The 26,303-nt window shown below is 65.2% G+C and carries 22 protein-coding genes and 1 tRNA gene; 9 read left to right on the top strand and 14 right to left on the bottom strand.

The genetic code is table 11. The features are described 5' to 3' along the window. Position 1: 1 nt before the first annotated feature. From IVB19_RS17815 to IVB19_RS17805, 3 genes are all read right to left on the bottom strand, one after another. Positions 2-1,744: an ArnT family glycosyltransferase gene (locus IVB19_RS17815; protein ID WP_026233442.1), complete on the bottom strand. Its 1,743-nt coding sequence runs from the start codon at positions 1,742-1,744 to the stop codon at positions 2-4. Between the two features lie 50 nt (positions 1,745-1,794). Further along, positions 1,795-3,903, bottom strand: a complete 2,109-nt coding sequence (gene pbpC, locus IVB19_RS17810; protein WP_018457782.1) for a penicillin-binding protein 1C — start codon at positions 3,901-3,903, stop codon at positions 1,795-1,797. 95 nt (positions 3,904-3,998) lie between these two features. Then, on the bottom strand, positions 3,999-9,203 hold the full coding sequence (locus IVB19_RS17805; protein WP_247405220.1) for an alpha-2-macroglobulin family protein: 5,205 nt from the start codon (positions 9,201-9,203) through the stop codon (positions 3,999-4,001). Positions 9,204-9,605: 402 nt separating this feature from the next. Between IVB19_RS17805 and IVB19_RS17800 the strand changes: the two genes are divergently transcribed. Further along, a tRNA-Arg gene (locus IVB19_RS17800) sits at positions 9,606-9,682 on the top strand. A gap of 155 nt (positions 9,683-9,837) precedes the next feature. Next, positions 9,838-10,080, top strand: a complete 243-nt coding sequence (locus tag IVB19_RS17795; RefSeq protein WP_026233441.1) for a hypothetical protein — start codon at positions 9,838-9,840, stop codon at positions 10,078-10,080. Between the two features lie 63 nt (positions 10,081-10,143). Here IVB19_RS17795 and IVB19_RS17790 read toward each other — a convergent pair whose 3' ends face one another. Together IVB19_RS17790 and IVB19_RS17785 are read right to left on the bottom strand one after the other, a co-directional pair. Then, on the bottom strand, positions 10,144-10,509 hold the full coding sequence (locus IVB19_RS17790) for a hypothetical protein (RefSeq protein WP_247338016.1): 366 nt from the start codon (positions 10,507-10,509) through the stop codon (positions 10,144-10,146). A gap of 15 nt (positions 10,510-10,524) precedes the next feature. After that, on the bottom strand, positions 10,525-11,808 hold the full coding sequence (locus tag IVB19_RS17785) for a hypothetical protein (protein WP_026233440.1): 1,284 nt from the start codon (positions 11,806-11,808) through the stop codon (positions 10,525-10,527). Between the two features lie 148 nt (positions 11,809-11,956). Between IVB19_RS17785 and IVB19_RS17780 the strand changes: the two genes are divergently transcribed. Further along, on the top strand, positions 11,957-12,184 hold the full coding sequence (locus tag IVB19_RS17780; protein WP_247296806.1) for a DUF2171 domain-containing protein: 228 nt from the start codon (positions 11,957-11,959) through the stop codon (positions 12,182-12,184). A 729-nt stretch (positions 12,185-12,913) separates the two neighbouring features. Beyond that, positions 12,914-13,075: a hypothetical protein gene (locus IVB19_RS17775; protein WP_018457775.1), complete on the top strand. Its 162-nt coding sequence runs from the start codon at positions 12,914-12,916 to the stop codon at positions 13,073-13,075. Between the two features lie 109 nt (positions 13,076-13,184). On the opposite strand, the gene IVB19_RS17770 is transcribed toward IVB19_RS17775, so the two are convergent. From IVB19_RS17770 to IVB19_RS17760, 3 genes are all read right to left on the bottom strand, one after another. Next, complete coding sequence (locus IVB19_RS17770) at positions 13,185-13,991, bottom strand: hypothetical protein (protein ID WP_247338017.1); 807 nt, start codon at positions 13,989-13,991, stop codon at positions 13,185-13,187. A gap of 184 nt (positions 13,992-14,175) precedes the next feature. Next, a complete protein-coding gene (locus IVB19_RS17765) occupies positions 14,176-14,424 on the bottom strand; it encodes a hypothetical protein (RefSeq protein ID WP_247821644.1) in 249 nt (82 codons plus the stop codon). Between the two features lie 76 nt (positions 14,425-14,500). Beyond that, positions 14,501-14,737, bottom strand: coding sequence for a hypothetical protein (locus tag IVB19_RS17760; protein WP_018457772.1), 237 nt, complete (start codon positions 14,735-14,737; stop codon positions 14,501-14,503). A gap of 267 nt (positions 14,738-15,004) precedes the next feature. On the opposite strand from IVB19_RS17760, the gene IVB19_RS17755 reads away from it, so the two are divergent. After that, positions 15,005-15,352: a DUF6481 family protein gene (locus IVB19_RS17755; protein ID WP_018457771.1), complete on the top strand. Its 348-nt coding sequence runs from the start codon at positions 15,005-15,007 to the stop codon at positions 15,350-15,352. 139 nt (positions 15,353-15,491) lie between these two features. On the opposite strand, the gene IVB19_RS17750 is transcribed toward IVB19_RS17755, so the two are convergent. Continuing rightward, positions 15,492-15,734, bottom strand: a complete 243-nt coding sequence (locus IVB19_RS17750) for a pentapeptide MXKDX repeat protein (RefSeq protein ID WP_007591301.1) — start codon at positions 15,732-15,734, stop codon at positions 15,492-15,494. Between the two features lie 319 nt (positions 15,735-16,053). On the opposite strand from IVB19_RS17750, the gene IVB19_RS17745 reads away from it, so the two are divergent. The 3 genes from IVB19_RS17745 to IVB19_RS17735 are packed head-to-tail and all read left to right on the top strand — an operon-like array spanning position 16,054 to position 18,982. Next, a complete protein-coding gene (locus IVB19_RS17745; protein ID WP_247338018.1) occupies positions 16,054-17,076 on the top strand; it encodes a TRAP transporter substrate-binding protein in 1,023 nt (340 codons plus the stop codon). Continuing rightward, a complete protein-coding gene (locus tag IVB19_RS17740; RefSeq protein ID WP_247296812.1) occupies positions 17,073-17,627 on the top strand; it encodes a TRAP transporter small permease in 555 nt (184 codons plus the stop codon). The genes IVB19_RS17745 and IVB19_RS17740 overlap by 4 nt, the downstream gene beginning before the upstream one ends. Further along, positions 17,624-18,982 (top strand): TRAP transporter large permease, encoded by a 1,359-nt coding sequence (locus IVB19_RS17735; RefSeq protein ID WP_007591317.1) that lies wholly within the window; start codon positions 17,624-17,626, stop codon positions 18,980-18,982. The genes IVB19_RS17740 and IVB19_RS17735 overlap by 4 nt, the downstream gene beginning before the upstream one ends. Before the next feature lie 12 nt (positions 18,983-18,994). Here the strand turns inward: IVB19_RS17735 and IVB19_RS17730 are convergent, their stop codons facing one another. The 4 genes from IVB19_RS17730 to IVB19_RS17715 are packed head-to-tail and all read right to left on the bottom strand — an operon-like array spanning position 18,995 to position 24,717. Further along, positions 18,995-19,939 carry a hydroxymethylglutaryl-CoA lyase gene (locus tag IVB19_RS17730; RefSeq protein ID WP_247821643.1) on the bottom strand — a complete coding sequence of 315 codons (945 nt, stop codon included), beginning with the start codon at positions 19,937-19,939 and terminating at the stop codon, positions 18,995-18,997. A 1-nt stretch (position 19,940) separates the two neighbouring features. After that, complete coding sequence (locus IVB19_RS17725) at positions 19,941-21,956, bottom strand: acetyl/propionyl/methylcrotonyl-CoA carboxylase subunit alpha (protein ID WP_247821642.1); 2,016 nt, start codon at positions 21,954-21,956, stop codon at positions 19,941-19,943. A 4-nt stretch (positions 21,957-21,960) separates the two neighbouring features. Next, the gene (locus tag IVB19_RS17720; RefSeq protein ID WP_247821641.1) at positions 21,961-23,565 is read right to left on the bottom strand and encodes a carboxyl transferase domain-containing protein; all 1,605 of its coding nucleotides are present in this window, start codon (positions 23,563-23,565) and stop codon (positions 21,961-21,963) included. A gap of 24 nt (positions 23,566-23,589) precedes the next feature. Next, positions 23,590-24,717 carry an isovaleryl-CoA dehydrogenase gene (locus IVB19_RS17715; protein WP_276017736.1) on the bottom strand — a complete coding sequence of 376 codons (1,128 nt, stop codon included), beginning with the start codon at positions 24,715-24,717 and terminating at the stop codon, positions 23,590-23,592. 158 nt (positions 24,718-24,875) lie between these two features. Between IVB19_RS17715 and IVB19_RS17710 the strand changes: the two genes are divergently transcribed. Continuing rightward, a complete protein-coding gene (locus IVB19_RS17710; RefSeq protein ID WP_018457764.1) occupies positions 24,876-25,904 on the top strand; it encodes an AraC family transcriptional regulator in 1,029 nt (342 codons plus the stop codon). A gap of 72 nt (positions 25,905-25,976) precedes the next feature. Here the strand turns inward: IVB19_RS17710 and IVB19_RS17705 are convergent, their stop codons facing one another. Next, positions 25,977-26,276 carry a DUF3551 domain-containing protein gene (locus tag IVB19_RS17705; protein ID WP_018457763.1) on the bottom strand — a complete coding sequence of 100 codons (300 nt, stop codon included), beginning with the start codon at positions 26,274-26,276 and terminating at the stop codon, positions 25,977-25,979. Positions 26,277-26,303 lie beyond the last annotated feature (27 nt).

Genomic DNA, 26,303 nt, shown 5'->3' with positions numbered 1-26,303 from the left:
CCTACTCGGTGCCTTCCGAGCGGAAGATCGAGATCGAGATCGCGCGCCCTTGCGAGAAATTGTAGCCGTCGATGCGGGTGCCAACCTTGTAGCGCAGCCCGATCGCCTCGGCGCGCTGCACGAAGCCGCGCTCCGAACGCTGCTCGATCAGCGCGAAACGGCAGCTCCCCTGCCGCAGGAAATCCGCCGCACCCGAACCGTCGGTGAGCAGCGTCTGCGTACCCGTCAGAAAGACCAGGCTCGGCTCGTGATAGCCGGCCGCGGCCGCCTTCGGGCCCACGCAGGTGACGTTGCGAAGGGCGCGTGCGATCTCGATGCTCGGAAACAGCGGCGTCAGCGACGGCAGCACGATGCCGTAGACCGTTAGCGCGAGCATCAGGGCTGCGACCAGCGCGTTGAGCAGCGAGCGCTCGGCGTGATTGTTGTCGTGAAGCCACCAGGCGAACAGGCCAAAGATCAGCGAGGCCGCGATGAACGGCCATGCCACGAAAGCAGGCTGCCGCGTCAGCATCACCGCGCCGACGACCGCGATGATCGAGCCGCCCACGGGGATTGCGAACCACCATGCCGAGCCGCGCATCAGCCAGGACCACGACAGCACCCGCCGCTCGAGCGCGCCCGCGGTGAGGATCGCGATCGCAGGATACAGCGGCAGCACGTAATGGGGCAGCTTGGTCAGCACCACCTCGAACACGATCCAGGACGGGACCAGCCAGGCCAGCAGGAATTGCGCGCCGGGCTCGCGCCGCGCGCGCCAGACCGCGGGCGCGGCCATCGCCGCGAGCGGCGCGCCGGGCCAGAACGTGATCCAGAACAGCACCAGATACAGTCCGGGCGGCGCGCCGTGGGATTCCTGCGCGCCCAACTTGCTCAACATGTCGCCGCCGACGGAATCGGCGAAGAAGGCATCGCCCGCGCGCCAGAAGATCGCGACGAACCAGGGCAGCACCAGCACCAGCATCCACATCAGGCCCCAGAGCGGGCGCAGCTTCCACAGCCAGGAGGCATCGCGGTCCTGGATCGCGAGCGCGATGATGGTCAGGCCTGCGAACATCAGGATCAGCGGGCCCTTGATCAGGATGCCGACAGCGAGAGCCGTCCAGAAGATCGCGGGCCAGCTCCAGGGCGGATGGGTCTCGTCCTCGGCGCGCTGCCACGACAGATACGCCCGTGCCATCGCGCCCATCGCGGCGACCACGCAGAACAGCAGCATGGCGTCGGTCTTCGCAAGCCGCGCCTCGACGCCGAGCAGCACGGAGGCGCACATCAGAAGTGCTGCAAGCACCGCGGCGCGCCGCGTGACGAAGCCGAGCGCCGTCCAATAGGTCATGAGCACGGCGCCTATCGCGCCGATCAGCGAGGGAAGCCGATAGACCCAGATGCGCAATTCGGCCCGCGGCAGACCGAGCGCCGATGCCGTCTCGACCGCGGCCGATTGCAGCCAGTAGATGCCGACGGGCTTCTTGTAGCGGACGTCTTCCTGGAAGCGGATGTCGACATAATCGCCGCTCTCGACCATCTGCTTGGTGGCCTGCGCAAAGCGCGCCTCGTCGCGATCAACCGGCGGAATCGTAAAGAAGCCCGGCAGGAATAGCAGCAGCGCGCACAGCAGCAGGAAGGCGACCGCGCGGACGTGGCTGGCCGTGGCGATGTCGAACATGGACACGAGCCGGCTGCCCGGATTCACCGGGGATTTCGGCTCGCGGGGAGCTCCAAAACGGGGTGTTGGATAGGTCTCGGCCATCGGTTCCGCTTACGCTGAAACCGCCATCGCCACAACCGCTTGAGGCAGGGTCACTGAATTCGAATGACAACTGTGTCCGCGGCGCCCGTGGCATCGATGACGGTCAGCCGCGCAAAGCCCGGACCGGGCGGATCGATCAGCCGCTGGCGCCGTCCGTCGATCTCGCCCTGCGCCGTTCCGTTAACCATGACGGTCATGGGCAGAACGCCGCCGGCGACCTTGACCGGCATGGCTGCGCCGCCCTCGCCACCTGAGCGATCGACGTCGATCCGCGAGCCGTTCAGCGGAAACTGGATGTGCAGGGCCTGCTCGCCCCCGGTCCGCACCAGATCCCCGACCGGGCGGAACCGCCTCAAGGGCAATGGCAGCTTGGCGTTGCTGGCCACGAGAGTTCCTTTCGGCGGCTTCGGCAACGGCAGGAGCGTCTTGCCGGTGCGGGCGAAGGCGTCGAACAGGATCGGCGCGGCGGCAACCCGACCGATCAGGCCCGGAACCGGCGCGCCATCGGGCCGGCCAACCCAGACCCCGATGGTCATGCGCCCGTCGAAGCCCATCGACCAGGCATCGCGGTAGCCGTAGGAGGTGCCGGTCTTGAAAGCGATGCGGTTATGAGCCGCGTTCTCCGGCGGCGGGGTACCGAGCAGCACATTGCCCACTTGCCAGGCCGCGACCTGATCGAGCAGCCGCAGCGGCTCGCGCTCGTCCCCGTCGCTCATGATCTCGCGCAGCGGCTTGGTGGTGCCGAGCCGGGCGAAGCCCGCATAGAGCTGGGCGAGGTCCTGCAGCGTCACGCCGACGCCGCCAAGGCCCATGGCAAGTCCCGGCGCCTCGTCTTTGGGCAGAACCAGATTGCCACCGGCCTGACGCAGCCGCGAGGCCAGCCGGCTCGCGCCGACGCGGTCGAGCAGCACGATCGCGGGCACGTTTAACGACAGCTGCAGCGCCTTCTTCACCGGCACCGTGCCCTGAAACGTCATGTCGAAATTTTCCGGCGCGTAGGAGCCGAAGCGCACGGGCCGATCGTCGATCAGACTGTCCGGATGAACAAAACCGTCCTCGAAGGCCAGCCCGTAGATGAAGGGTTTCAGCGTCGAGCCCGGCGAGCGGATGGCGCGGGTCATGTCGACCTGCCCTGCCCGGCGCTCGTCGAAATAATCGGCCGAGCCGACGCGCGCGAGCACGTCGCCGCTCTCATTGTCGACGACGATGATGCCGACCGAGATGTTCGGCCCCAACGCAATGGCACGATCGCGCGCTAGCGGCTCCAGCACCTTCTGGAGGGTGGCATCGAGCGTCAGCTTGATGACTGGCGCGTCCTTGACCGTCGCAAGCGCCGCATCGGAGGCGTGCGGCGCCAGGATCGGCATCGGCTTGCGCAGTTTCGGCACAGGAACGGCTTTCGCCTGCTTCGCATCGTCGAGGCTGATCTGTTGCTCCTCGACCATGCGGTCGAGCACGCGGTCACGCGCTTTGCGCGCCGCATCGGGATAGCGATCGAGCCTGCGGGTCTCCGGCGATTGAGGCAGCGCGACCAGCAACGCGGCTTCAGCCAGCGACAACCGCTTCGGCTCCTTGCCGAGATAGGCGATCGAGGCAGCGCGAATGCCCTCGAGATTGCCGCCGTAAGGCGCGAGCGCCAGATAGAGGTCGAGGATCTGCTCCTTGCTCAAGCTGCGCTCGATCTCGATCGCACGCACGATCTGCCGCAGCTTTGCATGGAGCGAGCGCTGCCGCCGAGGCTCCATCAGCCGCGCGAGCTGCATCGAGATGGTCGAGCCGCCCGAGACGATGTGGCCGCGCGTCGCAAGCTGAAACGCAGCGCGCCCCAGCGCCACCGGGTCGATGCCGTCATGTGCGTAAAAGCGCTGGTCCTCGTAGGCGAGCAGCAGCTTCAGATAGGTCGGATCGACGTTCGTTTTTGTCTCGACCGGCAGTCGCCAGCGTCCATCCGCCATCGCATAGGCGCGCAGCAGCTTGCCATTCCGATCGACGATGGTGGTGGAAACCTGGCGGGCGTCGTCGAAAGGCAGCGGACCGAGGGAGTAAACCCACGCGACGACGCCGACGATGGTGAGGATGAGCGAGAATGCCAGCGCGGAGAGGACACGCGGGCCCCTGCCCCTTGCTCCGTCATGGCCGGGCTTGTCCCGGCCATCCACGTTCTTGCCTCTCGCACCAAAGTCCGTGGATGCCCGGGACAAGCCCGGGCATGACGGCGGAGCATGTGGCTCCTTGTCGCTCATCCCATCACCACTCACTTCGCCGCCCGCACCTCGACCGTGCCGGTCCCGGTACGGCCGTAGCGCGAGGGATTGTACATGTCCTCGACATAGGCCTGCGGCAGCACGTATTTGCCGGGTGAGACCACACGCACGACGTAGGCCACCGTGAAGACCGCCTTGGAATCCGAGGCCCGATCGACGGCAGCCGTGAAACGATCGTCGCGGAACTCGGTATCTTCGGGCTCTTCGCCATCCTCGATCCAGCCCAGCGTGCCGCTGTCGCCCGACGACACCAGTTTTGGATTGTCGATTTCCAGGCCGGCCGGCAGATAGTCGGACACCATGATGTGGCCGTATTCGGGCTTGGCCTCGGTGATCTTCAGCACCACGGCGAAGCGGTCGTTCTGCTTGACCTTGCTGATATCGGCGGGCTTGCCGTCGAGCGTGAAGAAACTGCGCTCGATCTTGAAGCCGTTCGATGCCGCGGGCTCAGGCGTCACCGGCGACCCCGACACCGAGACCACCGCCTGCACCGGCGCGTCTCCGGTGTTGGTGATCTTCAGCGGCTTGCCTTCCAGAGTGGCGGCCTTGTAGCTGCGGTACAGCGCGGTCTTGACCGGCTGGCCGTCCACCTCCATCGACAGGTTCTCCTTGGCGAGCGCGCGCGCCGCCAGCACCAGCCACGCATTTTCCTGCGTGGAGGTGTAGGGCGTCAGCCCGCGCGCAGTCTCGACCCGCGACACCGCCTGCGTCAGCGTTGCCTTCGGCGCGTTGCCTTCACTGGCAAGCGACACCAGCGCTGCGGCATCGCGGAGCTGCGAGCCGTAGTCGGTGCGGCCGAACTCCAGCACCGGCTTTGGGGCGAGACTGTCGAGGGCTGCGCCATAGACCCGCTCCGCGCGGTTGCGGTCACCGACCAGCGCGAGCGCCGCGGCGAGCTGCGATTTCGCGATGGGAGTGGCGAGGTTGCTCAGCTTGGTGTCGGCGAGATAGCGGAGGTCGCCGATCGGCGCCGCGCCGTTGCGCGCCAGCACATAGAGGCCGTAGGCGAGATCGCGGCCGCCGTCCTTCTCCGGCTCGTTGCCGTTGACGACCGAGTTGCGGATGCGGTCGAGCGCGGTCTTGAACAGCACATCCGGCACCACAAAGCCCTTTTCGCGGGCGCGAGTCAGGAAGTCCGTCACATACGCGTCCAGCCAGGAATCGTCACCGCCTGCCGACCACAGCCCGAACGAGCCGTTCGAGCCCTGGCGGGCCAGCAGCCGCTCGATGGCGTCGCGGATGCGCTGGTCGACCTCGGTGTCCATGGCCAGGTGCGCACCGGCCGCGAGCTCGTTGACATAGAGCAACGGCATGGCGCGGCTGGTGATCTGCTCCGAGCAGCCATAGGGATAGCGGTCAAGTGCTTTGAGGATCGTCGCCGCATCGAGCGCAGTGGACAGGCTGGCCGAGACCGAGACGCTACCGGTGCCCGGCACGAGATCGGCGAACATATCCGAGGTCAACGTCAGGCTCTCACCCTTCGCCAGCGTCCGGATCGAGCGCCGCGCCAGCACTTGCGTCGCCGCCTTGACGTCGAGCGCATAATGGCGCGCCAGCGCCAGGCCATTCGGCCCCTTGATGTCGACGTCGAGTGTCGCCTGCCCCGCCGCCGTCGCGTCGATGGCGAGCGTGAACGAATTCCGCTGCTTGGCGGCAAGCTTGACCGTCGTCGCGGGATTGCCGGTCATTCTCACTGGCCCGCCGGTCTTCACGTTGATGACGTAATCGCCGGCCTGCCCCTCGACATTGTCGATCTCGAGATTGACCGTGCCGTGGTCGCCGTTGAGCAGGAAGCGCGGCAAGGTCGTGGTCAGCACGACAGGGTCGCGGATCACCACGTCCGTGTTGGCGCGACCGAGCTTGGTCGCGGTCCACGCCACCGCCATCACGCGCGCGGTGCCGGCGAACTCCGGAACGTCGAAGCTCACTTCGGCCGTGCCGTCGGCGGCAACGGTGACGATGCCCGAATAGAGCGCGAGCGGCTTTTGCGCGGGCGGCGAGCCCTGGAGCTCGGCGGCACCGGCGTCGCCGCCGGACTTGATCTGCCCGCGCGTGCCCGACATGCCGTCGATGAGTTGCCCATAGAGATCGCGGATCTCCGCGCTCAGGCGGCGCTGGCCGAGATAATAGTCGTCTGGCGCCGGCGGCTTGTAATTAGTGAGGTTGAGGATGCCGACGTCGACCGCGGCGATCACGATCTTGGCGTCCTCGCCCGGATTGAGCCCGTCGAGCTTGACGGGGATCTTCAGCAGCCCATTCGGCCGGATCAGAGCCGGCGGCGTCAGCTTCACCTGCAATGTACGGGTCTGCTTGTCGATACCGAACCATTTGAGTCCGATCGCCCGGCCCGGCATGCGTTGCGCGGCCGCATCGAGCGGACGGCGCAGCGTTGCCACAACATAAGCGCCGGTGCCCCAGTCCTTGCCGACCGGGAGCTTCACCTGGGCGGTGCCTTCCTTGACGTCGATGGTCTGCGTCGTCAGCAGGCGATCGCCGAGCACGTTGACCGTCAGTTTGCCGGCGCTGCGGACGTTGACCGACACGGTCATCGTGTCGCCCGAGGCGTATTGCGGCTTGTCGATCGAGGTCTCCAGGAGGTCCGGCGTGTCGGCGCTGCCGTCGGAATACCAGCCGACGTCGAACTGTACCGAGGTCACGGGCCCGTCGGCGTCGTTCGACTTCACGTCCAACCGGTAGCGGCCGGGCTGTGGGGTCAGCGAAATCCGCGACGGCTTGTCCGCGGCAACTGTCACGTCGCCGTCGGAGACGCGCGAGGTCGATTTGACCGGCTCGTACTCCCAGTAATTGCTCTGGCGATACCATTGGTAGCGCGACTCCATCTTCAGGAGCTCGTAGCGCAGGCCGTCGCGGCGAAGCCTCTCACCCTCGGGCGAGACGAACACAACATCGAACTCGGCCTTGTCGCCCTCGGCGACGTTCTTGTCGCCGAATAGCGGCTTGATGCCGATCATCGCGGCAGCAGGCGCGACCGGCAGCACGATCTTGCGCTCGACGGCGCGGCCGCCGGTCTCGACCATGCGGACGAAGATCTGCGCCTCCTGCGGCCGCGTCGAGGCCGGCTGCTTGTCGAGCGTGACCGGGAAGGTCGCAACGCCGTTGGCGTCGGCTTCCGGCAGGTTCTCCAGCGGCGTGCGCTCGTTCGAGGTGGTCTCCTCGTCGGCGACGCCGAACTGGTAGCCGGCGAAGCCCGGCCGCTCGGACGCGGGCGCGACCAGCATGTCGCCTTCGAGCGCTAGCCCCGAGGCCGGCGCGCCATAGAGGAAATGACCGTCCGCCTTAAGCTCCACTGGAGCGTTAGCTTTGATCAGCTTGTCCTTGGCAGACAAGTCGAATTCGATCCGATCGGGGACGTAGTCCTCGACCATGAAAGTGGTCTCGCCGACCGAAGAGCCCTTCGGATCGGTGAAGGCGCGCACCCGCCAGGTCCCGGTCGGGACGGCCGAGTTGAGCGGCACCGACAAGGTGCGCCCGCCCGCGCCCTGGTCGGACAGCACGGCGCGGCGGAATTCGACGCCATCAGGACGCTCGATCACCAGGGTCATCGGCCCGCCGGTGACGGCGTTGCCCTGCCCGTCGCGCAACAGCGCGGTGAGATAGACGGTCTCGCTGGAGCGGTAGACGCCGCGCTCGGCATAGACGAAAGCGTCGGCGCCCGCAGGCACGGCCCTGCCCGAAACGCCGCGGTCCGACAGGTCGAAGGCGGAGGACTTGAGGCTGAGGAAGGCATAGTCGGCCTTCTCGCCGGTCACGGTGAGCATCGCCGGCGACAGGCCGCCCTCGCCGCGCGCAAGCCCCGCCTCGAACAGCACATGGCCGCTCTCATCGGTCTTGCGGGTGGCCAGGATCTCGTTGTTGCGCGCGACCAGCCGCACCTCGGCTTTGCCGACCGGATCGGTCGAGGCCAGCGAATTCACGAAGACATGGATGCCGTCATTGCCGGAATAGGCCGTGACGCCGAGATCGGAGACGATGAACCATTGGGTGGCGAGCTGATAGTCGTCGTCCGAGCCCGGCCCCTTGGCCGCGGCCGTCATCACATAGACGCCGGGCTGGAGTTCACCAAGCGCCTGGTCGACCGGGAATGCCGTGGTGACGTCCTGGTTGAGCGTCATCGCGGTGGCAAGCTCGCCGGTCCAGACTTTCACGCCGCGCTCGCCGCCGAGATCGCTGAGCTGGTATTTCGACAGGGTCTTCTGGAAATCGCTGTCGACCACCGTGTTGATCAAATTGCGGTCGCCGATCCGGAACACGTTGATGTTGACGGCTGGCGTGTTGACGCTGACGACGGGAATGCCGCGCTGGCCCGTCCTCGGCAGCACATAGGCGCGGCTGGTGAAGCGCACGAAGGGCTTGCGGTCGCGCACATAGACGTTGAACTCGGCCGATTTCGGAAGGCCTTCCTTCACGGTGGACGGCAGGCCGGCGCGCAAATTGATGTTGTAGCGCTCGCCATGCTTCAGCCCGTCGACGCAGAGCTGCTTGGCCTCGGCCGACAGGGCCGGCTTGTCCTGGCCGGCCAGCGCGAGGTACGGCGCGAAATCGGTGCGTTTTGCCAACTCCTCCGAGAACTGGAAGCAGGCGCGCGGACTGGCGGAGTCCGAGTCCACGGTGTAGTCGAGCAGCCGAAAACCGTGCTCGTCGCGCATCTTCTCATATTGGCCGCGGACGTCGGCGACCTCGCGCATGTCGAGCGACAGCCGCAGAGCATCCAGCGCCGGCCGCCACAGCTTGCGTTCGGAAAGAGACTTGCCGAGCACCGCGAGCGCGTCGGCCTCCTCGCCCGCATTCCCGGCGCGCTGGTAGGCGATGTAGGCGGCGGTCGAGGCGCGCTCCAGCAGGAACGTCTGCTCGCTCGAGCTCTTCGGCGATATCTGGAAGATGACCTTTGCCAGCCGCAACCAGTTGCCGGCGTCCTCCGGCGTGGTCGCCGCGATCTGGCCGAGCACCGACAGGCCGGTGCGATAGTCGTTGCGCCGGAAGGCAACATCGGCGTCGGTGCGCAAGCTCGCGCCGGTCTTGGCGACCGGCCCCGCCTCGCCCTTGATCTGCGCCTCCAGCTTGATCGCGGAATCGGCGAGGTCGTCCCGCTTGAAGGCTTTGTCGGCGGCCTGCGCGACGCTAAGGCCGAACGCCAGCGTGGCGCAGAGTGTGACGGCGCGAACAAGACCGATCATGGATGGACTCCCGGAAATCGCGGACGAACGCCGCTTGTCGCATGAAATGCGCGGAAAGGTGACGGACTCAAGGCGATGGAACCAAAGGTGCAAACCGTCGCATTCGCCATGACAAGGCACGCCCAGAGGAGACCGATCAAGCTACCGCCGCGCACGCCGTCCTGATGGCGCAGCAATATCCGACCAGTCGTCCGGCGGCCGTGTCCCGGAAGCTGATCAGCGTTCCCGGCGATGTGATCCATCGTCCAGTCTGCTGCCGCTCAACCCGGCACCCTGACACCCCACCGTTCCGCTTTGTCGCGGCTTCGACGAAAACGGTTCGGTTCAGGCTTGGCGAAAGACGATATTTTTCATAATGGCATAGTAGATGAACAGCGGCCCCCAACCAGGGCGGCTCAAGACGGTCCCGTAGCTCAACTGGATAGAGCATCAGATTTCTACTCTGAGGGTTGCAGGTTCGATTCCTGCCGGGATCGCCAATTTCGGTCTCATCCGTTCATCGTGAGCCAGATCTACGGCGCGCACCTGCAGAATCCGTCCTTCACGAACGCGTGGGCCGCCTCGCTCCGGCCTTTGATCCGGGCAAACGAGCCCTATCTATTCGCCGGGCGACGTGCGCCCGATAAGGACCTCGATGCCACTATCCGACTTGACAAGAATGGCGATCGCGTCGGCGGTGGCGGTTGTAGCAATATCGTTTTTGGCAGTTGACGCGGGAGTCGTGAACTCCGGTGTGGTCACAAAGCCGATCGCGACGGCCCGGGCCACCATCGCGGACGCGGCAGCGAGTCAGCACCAACTCGCCTTCGCCGTTCAAGCGTGGGCGCGTCGCGGCCACCAGAAGCCGGCCGTGGAAGAATGCCTGGCGATCGATTGAAACAGCGCAGTTTGTCGCCCCTCTCGTCTGGCGGATGTATGCGCAACGTAACAATCATGTTTGTTATAGGCCGTTATTCCCCCGGATGAAGATCGTCCAAATCCAGCCGAGCAGTGCGCTCAAGGCGGCGACCGATGCGGCGATTGCCGCGGTCCGAGTCCACCAGATCTGCCGCTCGTGCCGTTCGATATCCGCCTCGGATTTTTGATTATCTTTCCAGTTCAGCCATTCCTGGGCGAACCCGATCGTCATGACGGGCGCGGTTCCGATCGCGATCGCTCCTGCGGATGCCGCGACGGTCTGGGCAAGGCGCGCTCGGACGTTGGCTGCACCCGTCTTTTCAAGCACCGTAAGCCATTGCCGGGACTGTTCGTCTGAAACATGCCACGTGCATTCCCTGTAAGGAAACGCTTTCGGTCGCTCTGTCATGGCCTTGCACCGCACTCACCCTTCAGTGTCGCCTTGATGTCGCGCCCACCACCCGGCAATCGCCGCTGCTAGATCCTTCCACAACTCAGTCGGCAAATCCGGCACCGCCACCCGGACGCTGTACCGATCCGTCGTCGCGTCGTGAAACCACTCGGTCGCCGCGAAATCGAAACCAAAACTGCCGGCGTGGCGAATGGGGAAGCCTTTGCCGCTCAGGTCGCGGCTCATGTCCTCGGCGGCCTGCCGCGCGGTCGCCTCATCGAGGGCGCGCCTGCCGCGAAGCGTGACATAGAGGCCGTGGGTGAAATGCAGCTCGGCCGAGAGCGAAGCGAGCTCGGCGGCGAAATATCGCGCCGCGTGGCGACCGTTGCGCAGAATCGCAGCGACGCGCGTTTTCGTCAGGGCCCAATAGGCCACAGAGCCCACGAATGGCGGGAAGTGCGCCGGCAACGCCGCGCCACCGAGAAGCCGGACGGCATTGCGGGTTTCCGCCGCCAGGCTTTCGGACAGCAGCTGGCCCGCCTTGAGGTCCTTCCGGCTCCAATGCACGAACACGGCAGAGCCGAGCCGGCCGTATTCCACCCCGAGCGAATCCAGCTTGTTGTGGCTTCGCACCAACACGACGGGAATGTCCCATCGCGCGGCCCATCTCAAGACACGCCGGATGCGCGCCGATCTGCCGGCGAAACATGTCGTGTCGAAAATCAACAGATCGAGCCCCGAACCGTCACAACGCAGAGCTGCCTCGAACGCCCGGGCAGGGGCGCATGAATCGAGCAGGAGCAAGCGTGGCAAGGCTGCCGCAGCGAACGCTTCGCCCAGCGGGAGGCTGGCGATGACAAGCCGCAAATGGGGGACGAGGCTCTCGATCAGCTCCAGTGTCTCGCCGTAAGTGCCCGGCAGCACCACGACGTCTGCTTTGCCGATGATCCGTGCGGACGCGAGCAGCAGCGCGGAGATCGCGGCCATGCCGGAGGCGGTATAGATCGCATCGCTCCTGCAGCCCCGCTCGAGTTCATAGAACGAGGGACCACTCACCTTGAGGTCCGCGCGCTGATAGTCGTAGCTGAACACGAACGGACCGCTGCTGGGAGACGCCGCATGCGACCAGGCCGTCTCCGTCGCTCTCCAGTCCTGCAGCGCATGTTCCGCGCGTAGTGCGGCGGCGAGCTGAAACTTGGAGACCACAACCTCGTCGACCGATTGCGGCCGAGCCAAATGCAGCGGGCTCCTCAGGCAATCGTTCAGCAGCCCGATTTCCCTGTGCTTTCGATCGAGATAGGCTTCGGAGGTCTCCATGCGGATCTTGATGAGCGTCTTGATGCGGATCTTGGCAATTGCGACTGCCATTCAACGTCCGGCGAGCGCATTGGCTCCAACAGCCGGGCCCGCCTATCCTTGCAACGAAGACCGGTCCTCGCCGTTGACACGGCACAAGGAGAACATCATGAGCGAGATCAGAGAGCACATGAAGATCGTCGGCAAGGACGGCGCACATGTCGGCACCGTCGACCGCGTCGAGGGCAACCGTATCAAGCTGACGCGGAAGGACAACCCGGAAGGTCACAAGGACCATCATCATTACATCGACACGAAATATGTCGGTGCCGTCGAAGGCGATGTCGTCAAGCTTTCGGTCAATGCCGAGGCGGTGCCGAAGTCGGAAGCTGCCTGACACAGTGCAGCCCGTCGGGGACTTTTTGTTTGTTCACGGTCCTGCTCCGCTTCGTTCCCCGAAACGAATCGCGATCGGAAAATCGTCGTCCGAACGAGTCTTAACGGAGCGTTTCGGCGGCTCGCGTCAGGCGTCGAGTGTCACGAGCATAGGCGCCGATGGCGGCGTTCTCGCGCGAAAAAATTGAAGGGGGCGCGGAACGAACTTGCGATCGGCGCGTTCGAAATCCAGTGGTGCCGATTTGCCAGCCCCGATCGGCTCTCGAGAACCCCGTGCTTGTCCCCCCGAGCACGGGGTTTTTCTGTGAATACCAGTTCTCTCGTAACAGAGAGAGCTCAGTCCGTCCGCTCTTCGCGCCGGTCGCGGGCGAGTTGATGCCAGGCCAGGGCCAGCTCGATGAGACGTTGCCGGTCAGGACCTTCGGCCGCCACGGCGCGCTTCATCGCCGTCTCGGCTTCATGCTGTGGATCGTACTTGGTACACATGAAGCCAATTCTAGCCGGACGATCTGGACAAGCGCGTGGCAATTTCGTCCGTATGATTGCGGGGTAATGCCGTCCTCGCGGATTTGCGACGCAATCCAATTCACGCATCTGTCGAACGACCCGCCCCGATTGGGGGCTTGATGCGTACCGATCTGTGAAGTGCGTCACAGCCGGCGCACGGCGCCTCCGCTAAACAGTCCTCAGCGCTCCCAGAGAGCGAGAAGGCTTGGGAGATATTCCCGTCATGACGCAAGAAGCCGCAGCCGAAATTCCCGTCCCGGCGCGAGGCGAAAGATCCGACCCGCTCGGCATCGCTTATCTTGCGACCATCGGCATCGTGATGCTGGCCTGGATCGCAGGCCTGGTCTGGGCCGCGATCGCGTTCTTCAACTGGGTAGTGTCCTGACGCGCGGGGCGATCCCCTTGAATCAATTCCCGGCCAGCTGAGGGCCAGCGCCAAAACGAAAAGAGGCGGCTTTTCGCCGCCTCTTCGCTTCAGCCCTCGCCTGGCGTGCTCAGTAACAAGCCCGTGGATCAGCCTGCACGTACTGGCCGCTCGGATAGCGGTAGTAGCAGTTGCCTTGGGCCAGATAGTAGCCGGGGCGCGAAGCAGCCGTCGCGCCGGCGATCGCGCCGGTGGCACCGCCGATCACAGCGCCTGCGGCCGCACCCGAGGCGTTGCCCGAGATCAGGCCGCCCAGCACGCCGCCGACGATAGCGCCGCCAAGCGCGCTCGCGCCGGGATCGGCCGCTGGCGGCGGCGGCGGCGGTTCGTAGGCGACGGGCGGAGCATAGGCCACGGGGACGTCGTCGTAATAATCCTCCGAGATATAGGCCGGAGGCCCGTCCATCCGCTGCGGATAATAATACCGCGCGCCGCCCACATCCCACCACCAGCCAGAGCGGCCGTTGTGGACTTCGTGGCGCCAGCGTCCGCCATCCCAGGCGAGATGGCCGCGATAGGTGTGTCCGCCCCAGTCGCGCGCCGGTGCGGGACCCCTGGCGTAATTGCGTCCGGGCGGCGGACCGCCGGCATTGCGAGGGCCAGGACCTGGACTCGCGAGAGCAGGATTTGGACCCGGACCAGCATGACCAAGACCGCCGGCGTAGGGCTGGACGCCGGCCTGTGGCGCCGGCCGGGCAGCCTGCTGCGGCGGCGGCCCCTTTCGCATGTTCTGCGGCGGCGCGCCGGCGCCTGGCCCGGCCGATGGCTGGGCGGCGTCTCTCGGCGGTCTGGCGTCCTGAGCCTGCGCCGGGACGGCGAGCAATGACATCGCCGAAACCAAGGGAATGATGATCTTGATGCGACTGGACACACTCATGCGTGCTTGCCCCCTACTCTTTCGATTGCCGTCAACCGCCGTGATGCCTGGCGCGATAGACGATTCGGCTCGCGCTGAGCTGATGCCGGCTGACATGACTGACCTGCTTTGGTCGGCTAAGTCCCGTTACAAATGATTAAGATCACGACATTTTTTCGTCCGCGCGGGTCGCTCTGGCATGCCTCTAGCGGGCCGGCTCGATCACATTGCAGTTGCTTCGCCCGGACATCAGGCAGTCCTGCATCTTGCTCGCGGAGGTGAGATCGCGGGCGAGCCACCAGCCGACGCCGAGGATCAGGATCGCGATGATCAAGCCAGCGATGGCGCCGCGGCGGTTGTCACCGGATTGAGGTTTTGGAGTGGATTTCGGCTTCGCGCCCGGTTCGGGCTTAGCTTCGGAGTTGGCTTCGGAACTGGCTTCGGGCTTGGACATGGCTGACCGATCACGGGGGCGAGCGGGCTTTATCACTTCTGCGGCGTGGCGTCACATCCCGTCCAGCTTCTCCCGGTTAGCCTCGGGTCGGCCGGATCGCTTCCTTGCGGGAGGTTTCGGCCGCCGGGATCGCCTGCTGGACGCGCGGAGCGCAGGTCGTAAGCACAAACGCGGTCTGGGTGCATTCCCAATCTGTGCCCAGGACGGCACTTTCGATCGGCTGCGGACGGGCGAGCAGCAGCGTGGCACCGGCCAGGGTTGCCACCACGACCGCGATTGCGAGCGCCTTCAGGCTCAGTCGTGAGATCGTCATACCCGTGCTCCGCGTCTCATACCAGGCGGACGCTAGGCACCGCCCTGGTGCCCCCTTATGAGGGACATCACAATTCGGCAGTTTTTCCGGGCTACGAGAGATCGTCGGGGGCGGCGATTTTCGTCTACCTGATCGGCTGCGATTATAGGTGGCATCACGGCGCGCGCCGATGTACACGCATCTGCGTCGCGCGGCGCCCGCTATGCCCAGCCGACGTACCAACAGGCAGTGATGTAGGATCGAAAGCGAGGATGACAAGGTTCGCCGATGAGTGGATTTAGGGAACCAGGCTTCTCCGACCGGCAAAAGGCGGCACAGGAAGCACGCAAGAACCTTTTGAACAAATTCAAGTCGCAGCCGGGGCCGGATGATCCCGCGGTTGTGGCGAAGCGTGCGGAGCGCGAGGCCCTTGCGGCCAAGCGCGCCGAAGCAAAGGCTGCGCGCGACACGGAAAAGGCCGAGCAGAAGCGCCTTCAAGAAGAAGCTGCCGCGCTCGAGGCCGCGCGGATCGCCCGCGAGGCCGAAGAAGCCGTCGCGAAGGCGGCCGAAGCCGAGGCCGAGCAAAAAGCCAAGCGGGACGCCCGCTACGCCGCCCGCAAGGCGAAGCGCAAGTAACGTTTGCAAGTCTAACGCGCGCAAGTCACGTTCAATTGAATTTGGACTGAAACAAATGCTCTGGGGGCGGTCTACGTGACCGCCCCCGGATTTTTGGCGCGCGTCTGCCTGTCGCAAGCGCCTCCTCGACGTTGGAAGATCAGTGCTTCTTCATCATCCCGTCGTCTTTCTTCATCCCGTCCTTCGACATCGTGTCCTTCTTCATGCCGTCGTCCTTGGACATGGTGTCCTTCTTCATGCCGTCCTTGGACATCGTGTCCTTTTTCATCATGCCGTCATCCTTGCCCATCTTGTCCTGGGCAAAGGCGGCAGGCGACAGCGCGAGGCCGAGCGAGAGAACGGCCGCCGAAACGCCGAGCGCGATGCGGGTACGAATGGTCATGACTGGTCTTCCCTTCGAGATGGATGTTGGTCAGCGACGGACGCCGCTATCTGATCTCGACGGATTGCCACGGGGCGTTGTTACGCGGCCGCCGATAAATTTCCGCGAGCCCATCCTAGGTTCTGCGGATGTAGGAGATCGGGAGTGTGCAATGCAGCATCACCGACGCTTGCCGCGGCATTCGGTCTCGAACTATCAGACTAGAGAACATTGTCTGAAAGACCGGCTAGGATGGGCCTCAGCGCGGTCTCCAAGACCGGCCCAAAATCACGGCAAAGCAAACAAGAACCTTCCAAGAACCGTCCAAGGGAATCACGCCATGTTCACGCGCCGCCACCTGATCGCGACCGCCGTCGCCGCACCCGCCATTCTCCGTTTCAGCACCGGCACCGCGCATGCCGCGACCACGCTGAAGATCTCGCATCAATTCCCGGGCGGCACCGTCGACAAGGGCGATTTCCGCGACCGGCTCTGTCGCGTGTTCGCCGCCGAAGTCAGCAAGCGCAGCAACGGCGACATCGCCGCCGAGATCTATCCGAACTCCTCGCTGATCAAGACCAACGCGCAGTTCTCCGCGATGCGCAAGGGCGCGCTCGACATCAGCCTCTATCCGATGCCCTATGCCGGCGGCGAATTGCCGGAAACCAATATCGGCCTGATGCCGGGCCTCGTCACCACCTACGACCAGGGCATGCGCTGGAAGAAGGAGCCGGTCGGCAAGGCCTTGACCGACTTCCTCGCCGACAAGGGCATCATCCTGCTCAGCTGGGTGTGGCAGGCCGGCGGCGTCGCCAGCCGCTCCAAGCCGATCGTGGCCCCCGAAGATGCCAAGGGTCTCAAGGTGCGCGGCGGCTCGCGCGAGATGGACATGGTGCTGCAGACTGCCGGCGCATCCGTGCTGTCGGTGCCCTCGAACGAAATCTACGCAGCGATGCAGACGGGGGCGTGTGATGCCGGCATCACCTCCTCGACCAGCCTGATCTCGTTCCGGCTTGAGGAGGTCGCGAAATCGCTGACCTCGGGCGCAGGCGCGTCCTATTGGTTCATGCTCGAGCCGCTGATGATGTCGAAGGCGATCTTCGACAAGCTGCCGAAGAACCAGCAGGACATCCTGCTCGCGGTCGGCACCGAGCTCGAAGCCTTCGGCCGCAAGGGCGCGCAGGACGACGATGTCGAGGTCGCCAAGGTCTACGAGAAGGCCGGCGCCAAGGTCTCGGCGCTCGATGCCGCGACCGTCGGCAAGTGGCGTGACATCGCCCGCGACACCGCATGGAAGGACTACGGCGCCAAGACCGCGACATCTGCCAACCTGCTCAAGCTCGCGACCGACGTCGCCGCATGAGCCACGGTCCGCTTCCGGATCGTGACGGCCAGGTAAACGCTGCCGCAAGGACCGGCCTTGCGGCAGCGATCGATCGCGGTCTCGCCATCCTCAACAACATCATCGTCGTGTTCGCCGCGATTGCGCTGATCGCCGCCTGCGCCATCCTGAGCTACAGCGTGCTCAGCCGCGCCTTGTTCAAGGCTGCCAATTACTGGCAGGACGAGGCCGCGGTGTTCCTGCTGGTCGGCGCGACCTTCATGACGGCCGCCTACGTGCAGCAGAACCGCGGTCACATCGGCATCGAGGCCTTCGTCGGCCTGCTCTCACCACTGGCGAACCGGATCAGGCTCTGGCTGGTCGATGCCGTGACGCTTCTGTTCTGCGCTTTCTTCGCCTGGAAGTCCTGGACACTGGCGCATGAAGCCTATGTCGATGGCCAGGTCTCGAACTCGATGTGGTCGCCGCCGCTGGCCATCCCCTATTCGCTAATGGCGTTCGGCATGAGTCTGCTCTGCGTCCAGATCCTCGTGCAGCTTGCGCTGCCTTTCGCTGGAGCCAGGCGTTCATGAGCGTTTTCGGTATCGGCCTCGCCTACGGGATCGCGACGCTTGTCGTGATGTTTTCGGGCATGCCGATCGCGTTCGCGCTCGGCGCGGTCGCAGTCGTGTTCATGGGCATCTACATGCCCGCCGCCTCTCTCGACACGGTGACGCAGAATGTCTACGAGGAAATGGCCTCGATCACGCTGCTGTCGATCCCGCTCTTCATCCTGAAGGGCGCCGCGATCGGCAAGTCGCGCGCCGGCCAGGATCTCTACTCGGCCCTGCACGCTTGGCTGCACCGCGTCCCCGGCGGGCTCGGCGTCGCCAATGTGTTCGCCTGCGCGCTGTTTGCGGCGATGGCGGGCTCCTCGCCCGCGACCTGCTCGGCAATCGGCTCGGCCGGCATCCCCGAGATGCGCAAGCGCGGCTATTCCGGCGGCTTTGCCGCGGGGATCATCGCCGCCGGCGGCACGCTCGGCATTCTGCTACCGCCGTCGATCACCATGATCCTGTTTGCGGTCGCCGCCGAAAAATCGCTAGGACGGCTGTTCCTCGCCGGTATCGGGCCCGGCCTGCTGCTGGTCTCGCTGTTCGGCGTTTACGCCGTGATCCGCTTCCGCCAGGAATACGCCGCGGCCGAAGCGATCTACAAGAACGGCGGCCCGGAAGCTGCGATCCTCGCCCGCGACGAATACACGCTCGCGGAACGCTTCAGCGTGCTGCCGCGCGTGATCCCCTTCGTGCTGCTGCTCACCGGCGTCATGATCGCGCTCTATGGCGGCTACGCCACGCCGTCGGAGACCGCCGGCCTCGGCGGCCTCTTGGCGCTGGCATTGATCGCGGCGATCTACAGCGTGTGGCGGCCGAGCGACCTTGCCCCGATCCTGAAATCGACGATCCGGGAATCGACCATGCTGATGATGATCATCGGCATGTCGCTGCTCTATTCCTACGTGATGAGCTATCTGCACATCTCGCAATCGGCCGCCGAATCCGTCGTCGCGATGCATTTGCCGCGCTGGGGCCTCTTGTTCGCGATCCTCGTCATGGTCGTCGTGCTCGGTTTCTTCCTGCCGCCGGTCTCGATTATTCTCATGACCGCGCCGATCATCCTGCCGCCGCTCCGCGCCGCCAATTTCGACATCATCTGGTTCGGCGTCGTCATGACCATCGTGATGGAGATGGGACTGATCCATCCACCCGTCGGCCTCAACATCTTCGTCATCCGCAACGTCGCGCCGGATATTCCCCTGCGCGAGGTGATCTGGGGCACGCTTCCTTTCGTGCTCTTGATGATGCTCGCGGTGCTGCTGCTGTGCTTCGTGCCGGGCATCTCGACCGCGCTGCCGGACCTGGTGATGGGGCCGGACGGGAGCAGGTAGCCGCGTCCACCATCATTGCTTCGCTGCGCTCGCAATAACGGAGAACGAGGAGCTGGCGCGCTTCCTCTTCGCGTTCAGCGCGGACGCCACGCGGCTCACCGGCGGCTTGCCCAGCACGCCGCTCATCTCGTTGGTTGCCGCCAGCAACCGGTCCATATCGACACCCGTCCTAATCCCCATGCCCCCGAGCATATAGACGACGTCCTCGGTCGCGACGTTGCCGGTCGCGCCCGGCGCGTAGGGGCAGCCGCCGAGGCCGCCGGCGGCGGCGTCGATGACGCGGACGCCTTCCTCCAGCCCCGCATAGAGATTGGCGAGCGCCTGGCCGTAGGTGTCGTGAAAATGCATCGCGAGATTGGCGGAAGGGATGTTGGCGCTGACCGCCCGCAGCATCTCTTTGGCTTTGGCAGGCGTACCGACACCGATCGTGTCGCCGAGCGAGATCTCGTAGCAGCCGAGCTCCCACAGCGTGGTGGCGAGATCGGCAACCGCCTTCGGCTTGATCTCGCCGTCGAACGGACAGCCCAGCACGCAGGAGATATAGCCGCGGACCTTGACACCATCGACCCTGGCGCGCGCCAGCACCGGCTTAAACCGTTCGATGGACTCCGCGACCGTGCAATTGATGTTGGCCCGCGAAAAGCCCTCGGAGGCCGCGGCGAACACCGAGACCATCTTTGCGCCGGCCGCGCACGCGGCGTCATAGCCCTTCTCGTTCGGCACTAGCACGTGGAATTCGGCACTGGTCAAATGGCTAACGCCGCGCAGCACGGCGTCCGAGCTCGCCATCTGCGGGATCGCCTTGGGCGAGACGAAGGCGCCGACCTCGACTGTATTGAGGCCGGCCGCGACCAGCGCCTCGATGAAGGCGATCCGGGCCTCGACACTGACCGCCGTCTTCTCGTTCTGGAGGCCGTCACGCGGCCCCATTTCGATGATGCGGACCTTATCGCTCATCTCATTCTCCGGAAGGCTCGACCACGGCGAGCTCGACGCCCTCCTGGACGATGTCGCCGACCTTGCATTTGATGGATTTCAGCACGCCGGCATAGGGGGCGCGCAGCGTCTGCTCCATCTTCATCACTTCCAGGGTGAGGATCGGCGCCCCCTTCTCGAGCTTGGCGCCCTCCTCCGCCAGCACGGCGACGACCGTGCCCGGCAAGGGCGCTGCGATCTTGTCCGCGCCGGCCTGCTCCTCCATCTCGCCGCCGAACGGATCGACCCAATGCAGGTCGAATCGCCCGTTGCGCGTGCGCAAATACAGCTCATGGCCGTCGATCACGGCCGCGACGAACGATTTGACGCCGTCAAGCGTCACGTCGAAGCCGCCGTCCCGGGGCGCGATCGCAAATGCCAGCTCGCGTTCGCCGATCACCAGCGTCGCTGGTCCGCTGCCATAGTTCAGCGTGATCTTCTGCTCGGACCCATGACCAACACCATGACCCGCGCGAAACGCAAAATTGCGCCGGCGGCGGCCGACCGGCATCCAGCCAAAGGTCTGCCAGGGCGAATTCGCGTCCGCCTGTGCAGCCTGCCGCTCGTGGTTGATCACAGCGGCCACCGCGGCGCAGAGCTCGAGCTCGCCCGGCGCCGCCGGGGCCTGCGTCAGAACCATCAGTTCGCGCTCGATGAAGCCGGTGTCGATCGCGTTCGCCCTCACCTTCGGATGCGTCATCAGCGCCGACAGGAACGGGATGTTGGTCACGATGCCGCGGACGTCGGACTCTTCCAGCCCGCGGTTCAGCCGCTCGATCGCGACATCCCGCGTCGGCGCCCAGGCGATCATTTTTGCCAGCATCGCATCGTAGTACGGCGAAACCGTATCGCCTTCCCGATAGCCGGAGTCGATGCGCAGCCCCCCCGTTTCAGCGGGCAGACGCCAGGTTGATATCTTGCCCACCGACGGCATGAAGTTCTTGGTCGGGTTCTCCGCATAGACCCGCGCCTCGACCGCATGACCGTTGAGGCGGATCTCGTCCTGCTTCAAAGGCAACGCCTCGCCGAAGGCGACGCGGAGCTGCCATTCGACGAGGTCGATCCCGGTGATCAGCTCGGTGACGGGATGTTCGACCTGGAGACGGGTGTTCATCTCGATGAAGAACACGTCCTTGCCGTCGGAGACGAACTCGATCGTGCCGGCGCCGACATAGTTGACGGCCCCGGCCGCTTTGCGCGCGGCGGCGCAGACCGTCTCGCGTTGGGCGGGATTGAGTGTCGGCGACGGCGCCTCCTCGATCACCTTCTGGTGCCGGCGCTGCAAGGTACATTCGCGCTCGAACAGCGACAGCAGATTGCCGTGGCTGTCGCCGATCACCTGCACCTCGATATGCCGGGGGTTATCGACATATTTTTCGATCAGCATGCGGTCGTCGCCGAACGCGGCCTTGGCCTCGCGCTTCGCGCTGACGATCGCAGGCGCAAGTTCATCCGCGGAGCGAACGATGCGCATACCACGGCCGCCGCCGCCAGCGGACGCCTTCACCAGAATCGGGAAACCGACCTTCTCGGCCGCCTTCGCCAACGTCGCATCGTCCTGCGCCTCGCCGTGATAGCCGGGCACCAGCGGGACGCCGGCCTTCTCCATAAGCGCCTTGGAGCCGGACTTCGAGCCCATGGCAGTCATCATTGCCGCTGTCGGGCCGACGAAGACCAGTCCGGCGTCGAAACACGCCTGGGCGAATTCGGCATTCTCCGACAGGAAGCCATAGCCGGGATGGATCGCCTCCGCGCCGGTCTTGCGCGCGGCCTCGATCAGCCGTTCGGGATTGAGATAGCTGTCGCGGGCACGTGCGGGCCCGAGCAGCACGGCCTCGTCGGCGAGCGCGACATGCATCGCGTCGCGATCCGCCTCGGAATAGACCGCGACCGCGCGCAGGCCCATGGCGCGCGCGGTGCGCATCACGCGGCAGGCGATCTCGCCGCGGTTGGCGATCAGGAGGGTGCGAAAACGGCGGTAGAGCTTTGAGCGGTCCATCGCATCACATCCTGAACAGGCCGAATTTCGTCGGTTCGATCGGCGCATTCGATGCCGCCGAGAGGCCGAGACCGAGCACCAGCCTTGTGTCGGCCGGGTCGATCACGCCGTCGTCCCACAGCCGCGCGGTCGCGTAATACGGGTGCCCCTGGCTCTCATATTGCGCGCGGATCGGCTCGCGGAATTTATCTTCGTCTTCTTTCGACCAGCTGTCGCCCTTGGCCTCGATATTGTCGCGGCGGACCTGGCTCAGCACCATCGAGGCCTGCTCGCCGCCCATCACCGAGATGCGCGCGTTAGGCCACATCCACAGGAAGCGCGGGGAGTAGGCGCGGCCGCACATGCCGTAATTGCCGGCGCCGTAGGACCCGCCGATCACCACGGTGAATTTCGGCACCGACGCGGTCGCGACCGCCGTCACCAGCTTGGCGCCGTCACGCGCAATGCCGCCGGCTTCGTATTTCTTGCCGACCATGAAGCCGGTGATGTTCTGCAGGAACACCAGCGGAATGCCGCGCTGGCAGCACAGCTCGATGAAATGCGCCCCCTTCAGCGAGCTCTCGCTGAACAGGATGCCGTTGTTGGCAATGATGCCGACCGGAAAACCCCAGATGTGGGCGAAGCCGCACACCAGCGTCGTGCCGTAGAGCTTCTTGAACTCGTCGAACTCGGAACCATCAACCACGCGCGCAATGATGTCGCGCACGTCGAACGGCTTGCGCCCGTCGACGGGCACCACGCCGTAGATCTCCTCCACCGCAAACAAGGGATCACGCGGCGGATGCATGTTGAGGTTTGGCCGTACCGATGGCTTCAGCGTGCCGACGATGCGGCGGGCGATGCCGATCGCGTGCGCGTCGTTCTGGGCGTAATGATCGGTCACGCCTGATTGTCGCGAATGCACGTCGGCGCCACCGAGCTCCTCGGCGGTCACCACCTCGCCTGTCGCGGCCTTCACCAGCGGCGGCCCGCCGAGGAAGATCGTGCCCTGGTTGCGCACGATGATGCTCTCGTCCGACATCGCGGGGACATAGGCGCCGCCGGCTGTGCAGGAACCCATCACGATGGCAATCTGCGGGATTCCTTGCGAGGACATCTGCGCCTGGTTGTAGAAGATGCGGCCGAAATGCCGCTCGTCGGGAAAGATCTCGTCCTGCAGCGGCAGGAAGGCGCCGCCGGAATCGACCATATAGACGCAGGGAAGATTGTTCTGCCGCGCCACGTCCTGCGCGCGCAGATGCTTCTTCACGGTCATGGGATAATAGGTGCCGCCTTTGATGGTGGCGTCGTTGGCGACGATCACGCATTCGCGGCCCGCGATGCGCCCGACCCCGGTGACGACGCTCGCCGAATGCACGTCGCCGCCGTAAAGGCCATAGGCCGCGAGCGGCGACAGCTCCATGAACGCGGTGCCGGGATCGACCAGCAGGTCGACGCGCTCGCGCGCCAGCATCTTGCCACGCGAGGTGTGGCGGTTGCGCGAGACCTCGCCGCCGCCGCCCGCAACCTGGCTCAGCTTTTCGCGCAGATCCGCGACGAGGGTGCGCATGGCCTCGGAATTGCGCGCAAAGTCCGAAGAAGACGTATCGATGCTGGAATGGAGCGGCATGTTGGTTCCAATTGCGTGAAGGTTTTAAGCCGTCTCAGCCATCAATTCGCGACCGATCAGCATGCGCCGGACCTCCGAGGTGCCGGCGCCGATCTCGTAGAGCTTTGCATCGCGCCACAGGCGTCCGACCGGAAATTCGGAGGTGTAGCCGACCCCGCCAAGCGCCTGGATCGCCTCACCCGCCATCCACGTCGCTTTCTCGGCGGAATAGAGGATCGCAGCGGCGGCGTCCTTGCGCAAGCTGCGCGCGTGATCGGCGCGGTCGCAGGCACGCCCCACCGCATAGACATAGGCGCGCGTGGCCTGCCAGGTCGCGTACATGTCGGCGAGCTTGCCCTGCATGAGCTGGAAGTCGCCGATCGGCTGCCCGAACTGCTTGCGCTCGTGCATATAGGGCACCACCGCGTCCATGCAGGCCGCCATGATCCCGAGTGGTCCACCCGAGAGGACCGTACGCTCATAGTCGAGGCCGGACATCAGCACCTTGACGCCCTCGCCGACCTTGCCAAGCACGTTCTCCTCCGGCACCTCGCATTCGTCGAAGAACAGCGGATACGTGTTGGAGCCGCGCATGCCGAGCTTGTCGAGATGCTGGCCGTGGCTGAAGCCCTTCGTCCCCTTCTCGACCAGGAAGGCGGTCATGCCGCGCGGGCCCGCTTCCGGATCGGTCTTGGCATAGACCACCAGCACGTCGGCATCGCCGCCATTGGTGATCCACATCTTCGAGCCGTTGAGCACGTAGCGGTCGCCGCGTTTGTCGGCGCGCAGTTTCATCGAGACGACGTCTGAGCCGGCGCCGGGCTCGGACATCGCGAGCGCGCCGACATACTCGCCGCAGATCAACTTTGGCAGATAGCGCTCGCGCTGCGCATCATTGCCGTTGCGGCGGATCTGGTTGACGCAGAGATTTGAGTGGGCGCCATAGGAGAGGCCGACCGCGGCCGAGCCGCGCGAAATCTCCTCCATCGCGACGATATGGGCGAGATAGCCCATGTTGGAGCCGCCATATTGCTCCGGCGCGGTCATGCCGAGCAGGCCGAGGTCGCCAAGGCGCTTCCAGAGGTCCGCCGGGAATAGATTGGCCTTCTCGATATCGGCGGCACGCGGGGCGATCTCCGCCTCCACGAAGGCGCGCAGCGTGTCGCGCAGCATGCTGATGTCTTCGCCCAGATCGAAATCGATGCTCGGGATATTCAAGGCGATTCCTCCCTATTTTGGGGACCGAACCTAGCGGCATCGGGGCCCTTCTGCGGTCGAAAAGGTTGCATTTTCCGCCAAACTTGGCGAGGATTTTCCCAGAGGATTTTCCGATGCCTTTTCAAGTCGCAACCGCGATCCCGCGCCGTGCCGTGACCCCTGCCGCCTTCGTCCGCGGCGTCGTTGCCGCTTACGAACGCTACGGCCGCGATCCGACCGAGGCGCTGAGCCGGGGTCAGGTAACGCCGGACCTTGTCAATTCTCCGGATGGGCGGGTCACGGCCGGCCAGTTCGAGGCGCTGGCGGGCCATGCCATGCGCGAACTCGATGACGAGGCGCTCGGCTGGTTCTCGCGGCGGCTGCCCTTTGGCACCTACGGCATGCTGTGCCGCGCCTCGATCACCGCCCCGACGCTGGAGGTCGCGCTCAAGCGCTGGTGCCGGCACCATCGTCTGCTCACCGAGGACGTGCTGCTCGATCTCGCCGTCGGCGAGGAGACCGCGGTCGTGTCCATCCGCGAACTGGCCGACCTCGGACCTCTACGCGAATTCTGCCTGGTCACCCTGCTCCGCTATGTTCTCGGCTTCTCCTGCTGGGCGGTGGATTCGCAAATCGCGCTCCGCGCCGCGGAATTTCCGTACCCCGAGCCCGGCCACGTCTCGGTCTATCCGACCATCTTTTGCCGAAACATCCGCTTCGGTGCGGACCGCGCTTCCATCACCTTCGACAAGCATTACCTGTCGCTGCCGCTCACCCGGAGCGCGGCGGACCTCGACAACATGCTCAAGGGCGCGCTGCGGCTGACCGTACTGCCCTATCGGCGCGACCGGCTGCTGGTCGAGCGCGTTCGCCGCGTACTCCGCAATGCGCGCGGACGCAGTCTCGGCGCCGAGGATGTCGCAAGCGAGCTGGCACTCTCCACCCGCACCATGCATCGGCGCCTGCGCGATGAAGCGACCTCACTGCGGGATCTCAAGGAAGAGGCAAAATTCGAGCTCGCCAAGCAGGAGTTGATGCGCGGTCGCAGCCCGATCAAGCGGATCGCGGAGATCGCCGGCTTCCGCAACGAGAAGAGCTTTTCTCGCGCCTTCCGCACCTGGGCCGGCGCCTCCCCGCGCGAGTTTCGCGGCAGGTATCGCTGAAGCGCGGGTTGTCATGCTGTTGCGGCCTCCGAGATCCAACTTGGAGGCCGCAACATTTCCAAACGGTCTCGCTCAGTTCGAGTTGGTCTGCCCGCCCGGGCGCAGCTTGGTGCGCGAGTGCGTCTGCTTCGGCTGGAAGGCCAGCGCGTCGGCCGACGTCTTCGCGCCGCCGCTCTGTGAGCACGAGCCGCCGATGCCGCCGGCCGCGGCCCGGCAGGCCTCCATCGTCGGATAGCCGCAGCCATGCGCGGCCTGGGCACCATTGGTGATGCAGTAGTCTTCTGCCTGGGCAGCCGGCGCGGTCATCATGAGAAACGCAGATGCAAACAGCGTCGCAGCGGATGCGACGAACGTCTTCGAGATCGAGGTCATGTTGTCTTTTCCTGCTTCAGGGTCCCA

It is taken from the genome of Bradyrhizobium sp. 187 (genome assembly GCF_023101005.1).
Lineage (GTDB): Bacteria > Pseudomonadota > Alphaproteobacteria > Rhizobiales > Xanthobacteraceae > Bradyrhizobium > Bradyrhizobium canariense_D.
Note: the sequence above shows the minus strand (reverse complement) of the source record. Positions and strands in the feature narration are given on the sequence as shown.

Excerpts from the sequence above, each read along its gene's own strand:
- IVB19_RS17720 (WP_247821641.1), bottom strand. The coding sequence starts at position 23,565 with ATGCCGCTCCATTCCAGCATCGATACGTCTTCTTCGGACTTTGCGCGC.
- IVB19_RS17780 (WP_247296806.1), top strand. The coding sequence starts at position 11,957 with ATGAGCGAGATCAGAGAGCACATGAAGATCGTCGGCAAGGACGGCGCA.
- IVB19_RS17745 (WP_247338018.1), top strand. The coding sequence starts at position 16,054 with ATGTTCACGCGCCGCCACCTGATCGCGACCGCCGTCGCCGCACCCGCC.
- IVB19_RS17770 (WP_247338017.1), bottom strand. The coding sequence starts at position 13,991 with ATGAGTGTGTCCAGTCGCATCAAGATCATCATTCCCTTGGTTTCGGCG.
- IVB19_RS17765 (WP_247821644.1), bottom strand. The coding sequence starts at position 14,424 with ATGTCCAAGCCCGAAGCCAGTTCCGAAGCCAACTCCGAAGCTAAGCCC.
- IVB19_RS17775 (WP_018457775.1), top strand. The coding sequence starts at position 12,914 with ATGACGCAAGAAGCCGCAGCCGAAATTCCCGTCCCGGCGCGAGGCGAA.
- IVB19_RS17805 (WP_247405220.1), bottom strand. The coding sequence starts at position 9,203 with ATGATCGGTCTTGTTCGCGCCGTCACACTCTGCGCCACGCTGGCGTTC.
- IVB19_RS17790 (WP_247338016.1), bottom strand. The coding sequence starts at position 10,509 with ATGACAGAGCGACCGAAAGCGTTTCCTTACAGGGAATGCACGTGGCAT.
- IVB19_RS17735 (WP_007591317.1), top strand. The coding sequence starts at position 17,624 with ATGAGCGTTTTCGGTATCGGCCTCGCCTACGGGATCGCGACGCTTGTC.
- IVB19_RS17750 (WP_007591301.1), bottom strand. The coding sequence starts at position 15,734 with ATGACCATTCGTACCCGCATCGCGCTCGGCGTTTCGGCGGCCGTTCTC.
- IVB19_RS17705 (WP_018457763.1), bottom strand. The coding sequence starts at position 26,276 with ATGACCTCGATCTCGAAGACGTTCGTCGCATCCGCTGCGACGCTGTTT.
- IVB19_RS17725 (WP_247821642.1), bottom strand. The coding sequence starts at position 21,956 with ATGGACCGCTCAAAGCTCTACCGCCGTTTTCGCACCCTCCTGATCGCC.
- IVB19_RS17710 (WP_018457764.1), top strand. The coding sequence starts at position 24,876 with ATGCCTTTTCAAGTCGCAACCGCGATCCCGCGCCGTGCCGTGACCCCT.
- IVB19_RS17760 (WP_018457772.1), bottom strand. The coding sequence starts at position 14,737 with ATGACGATCTCACGACTGAGCCTGAAGGCGCTCGCAATCGCGGTCGTG.
- IVB19_RS17730 (WP_247821643.1), bottom strand. The coding sequence starts at position 19,939 with ATGAGCGATAAGGTCCGCATCATCGAAATGGGGCCGCGTGACGGCCTC.
- IVB19_RS17785 (WP_026233440.1), bottom strand. The coding sequence starts at position 11,808 with ATGGAGACCTCCGAAGCCTATCTCGATCGAAAGCACAGGGAAATCGGG.
- IVB19_RS17715 (WP_276017736.1), bottom strand. The coding sequence starts at position 24,717 with ATGCTGCGCGACACGCTGCGCGCCTTCGTGGAGGCGGAGATCGCCCCG.
- IVB19_RS17740 (WP_247296812.1), top strand. The coding sequence starts at position 17,073 with ATGAGCCACGGTCCGCTTCCGGATCGTGACGGCCAGGTAAACGCTGCC.
- IVB19_RS17755 (WP_018457771.1), top strand. The coding sequence starts at position 15,005 with ATGAGTGGATTTAGGGAACCAGGCTTCTCCGACCGGCAAAAGGCGGCA.
- IVB19_RS17795 (WP_026233441.1), top strand. The coding sequence starts at position 9,838 with ATGCCACTATCCGACTTGACAAGAATGGCGATCGCGTCGGCGGTGGCG.
- IVB19_RS17815 (WP_026233442.1), bottom strand. The coding sequence starts at position 1,744 with ATGGCCGAGACCTATCCAACACCCCGTTTTGGAGCTCCCCGCGAGCCG.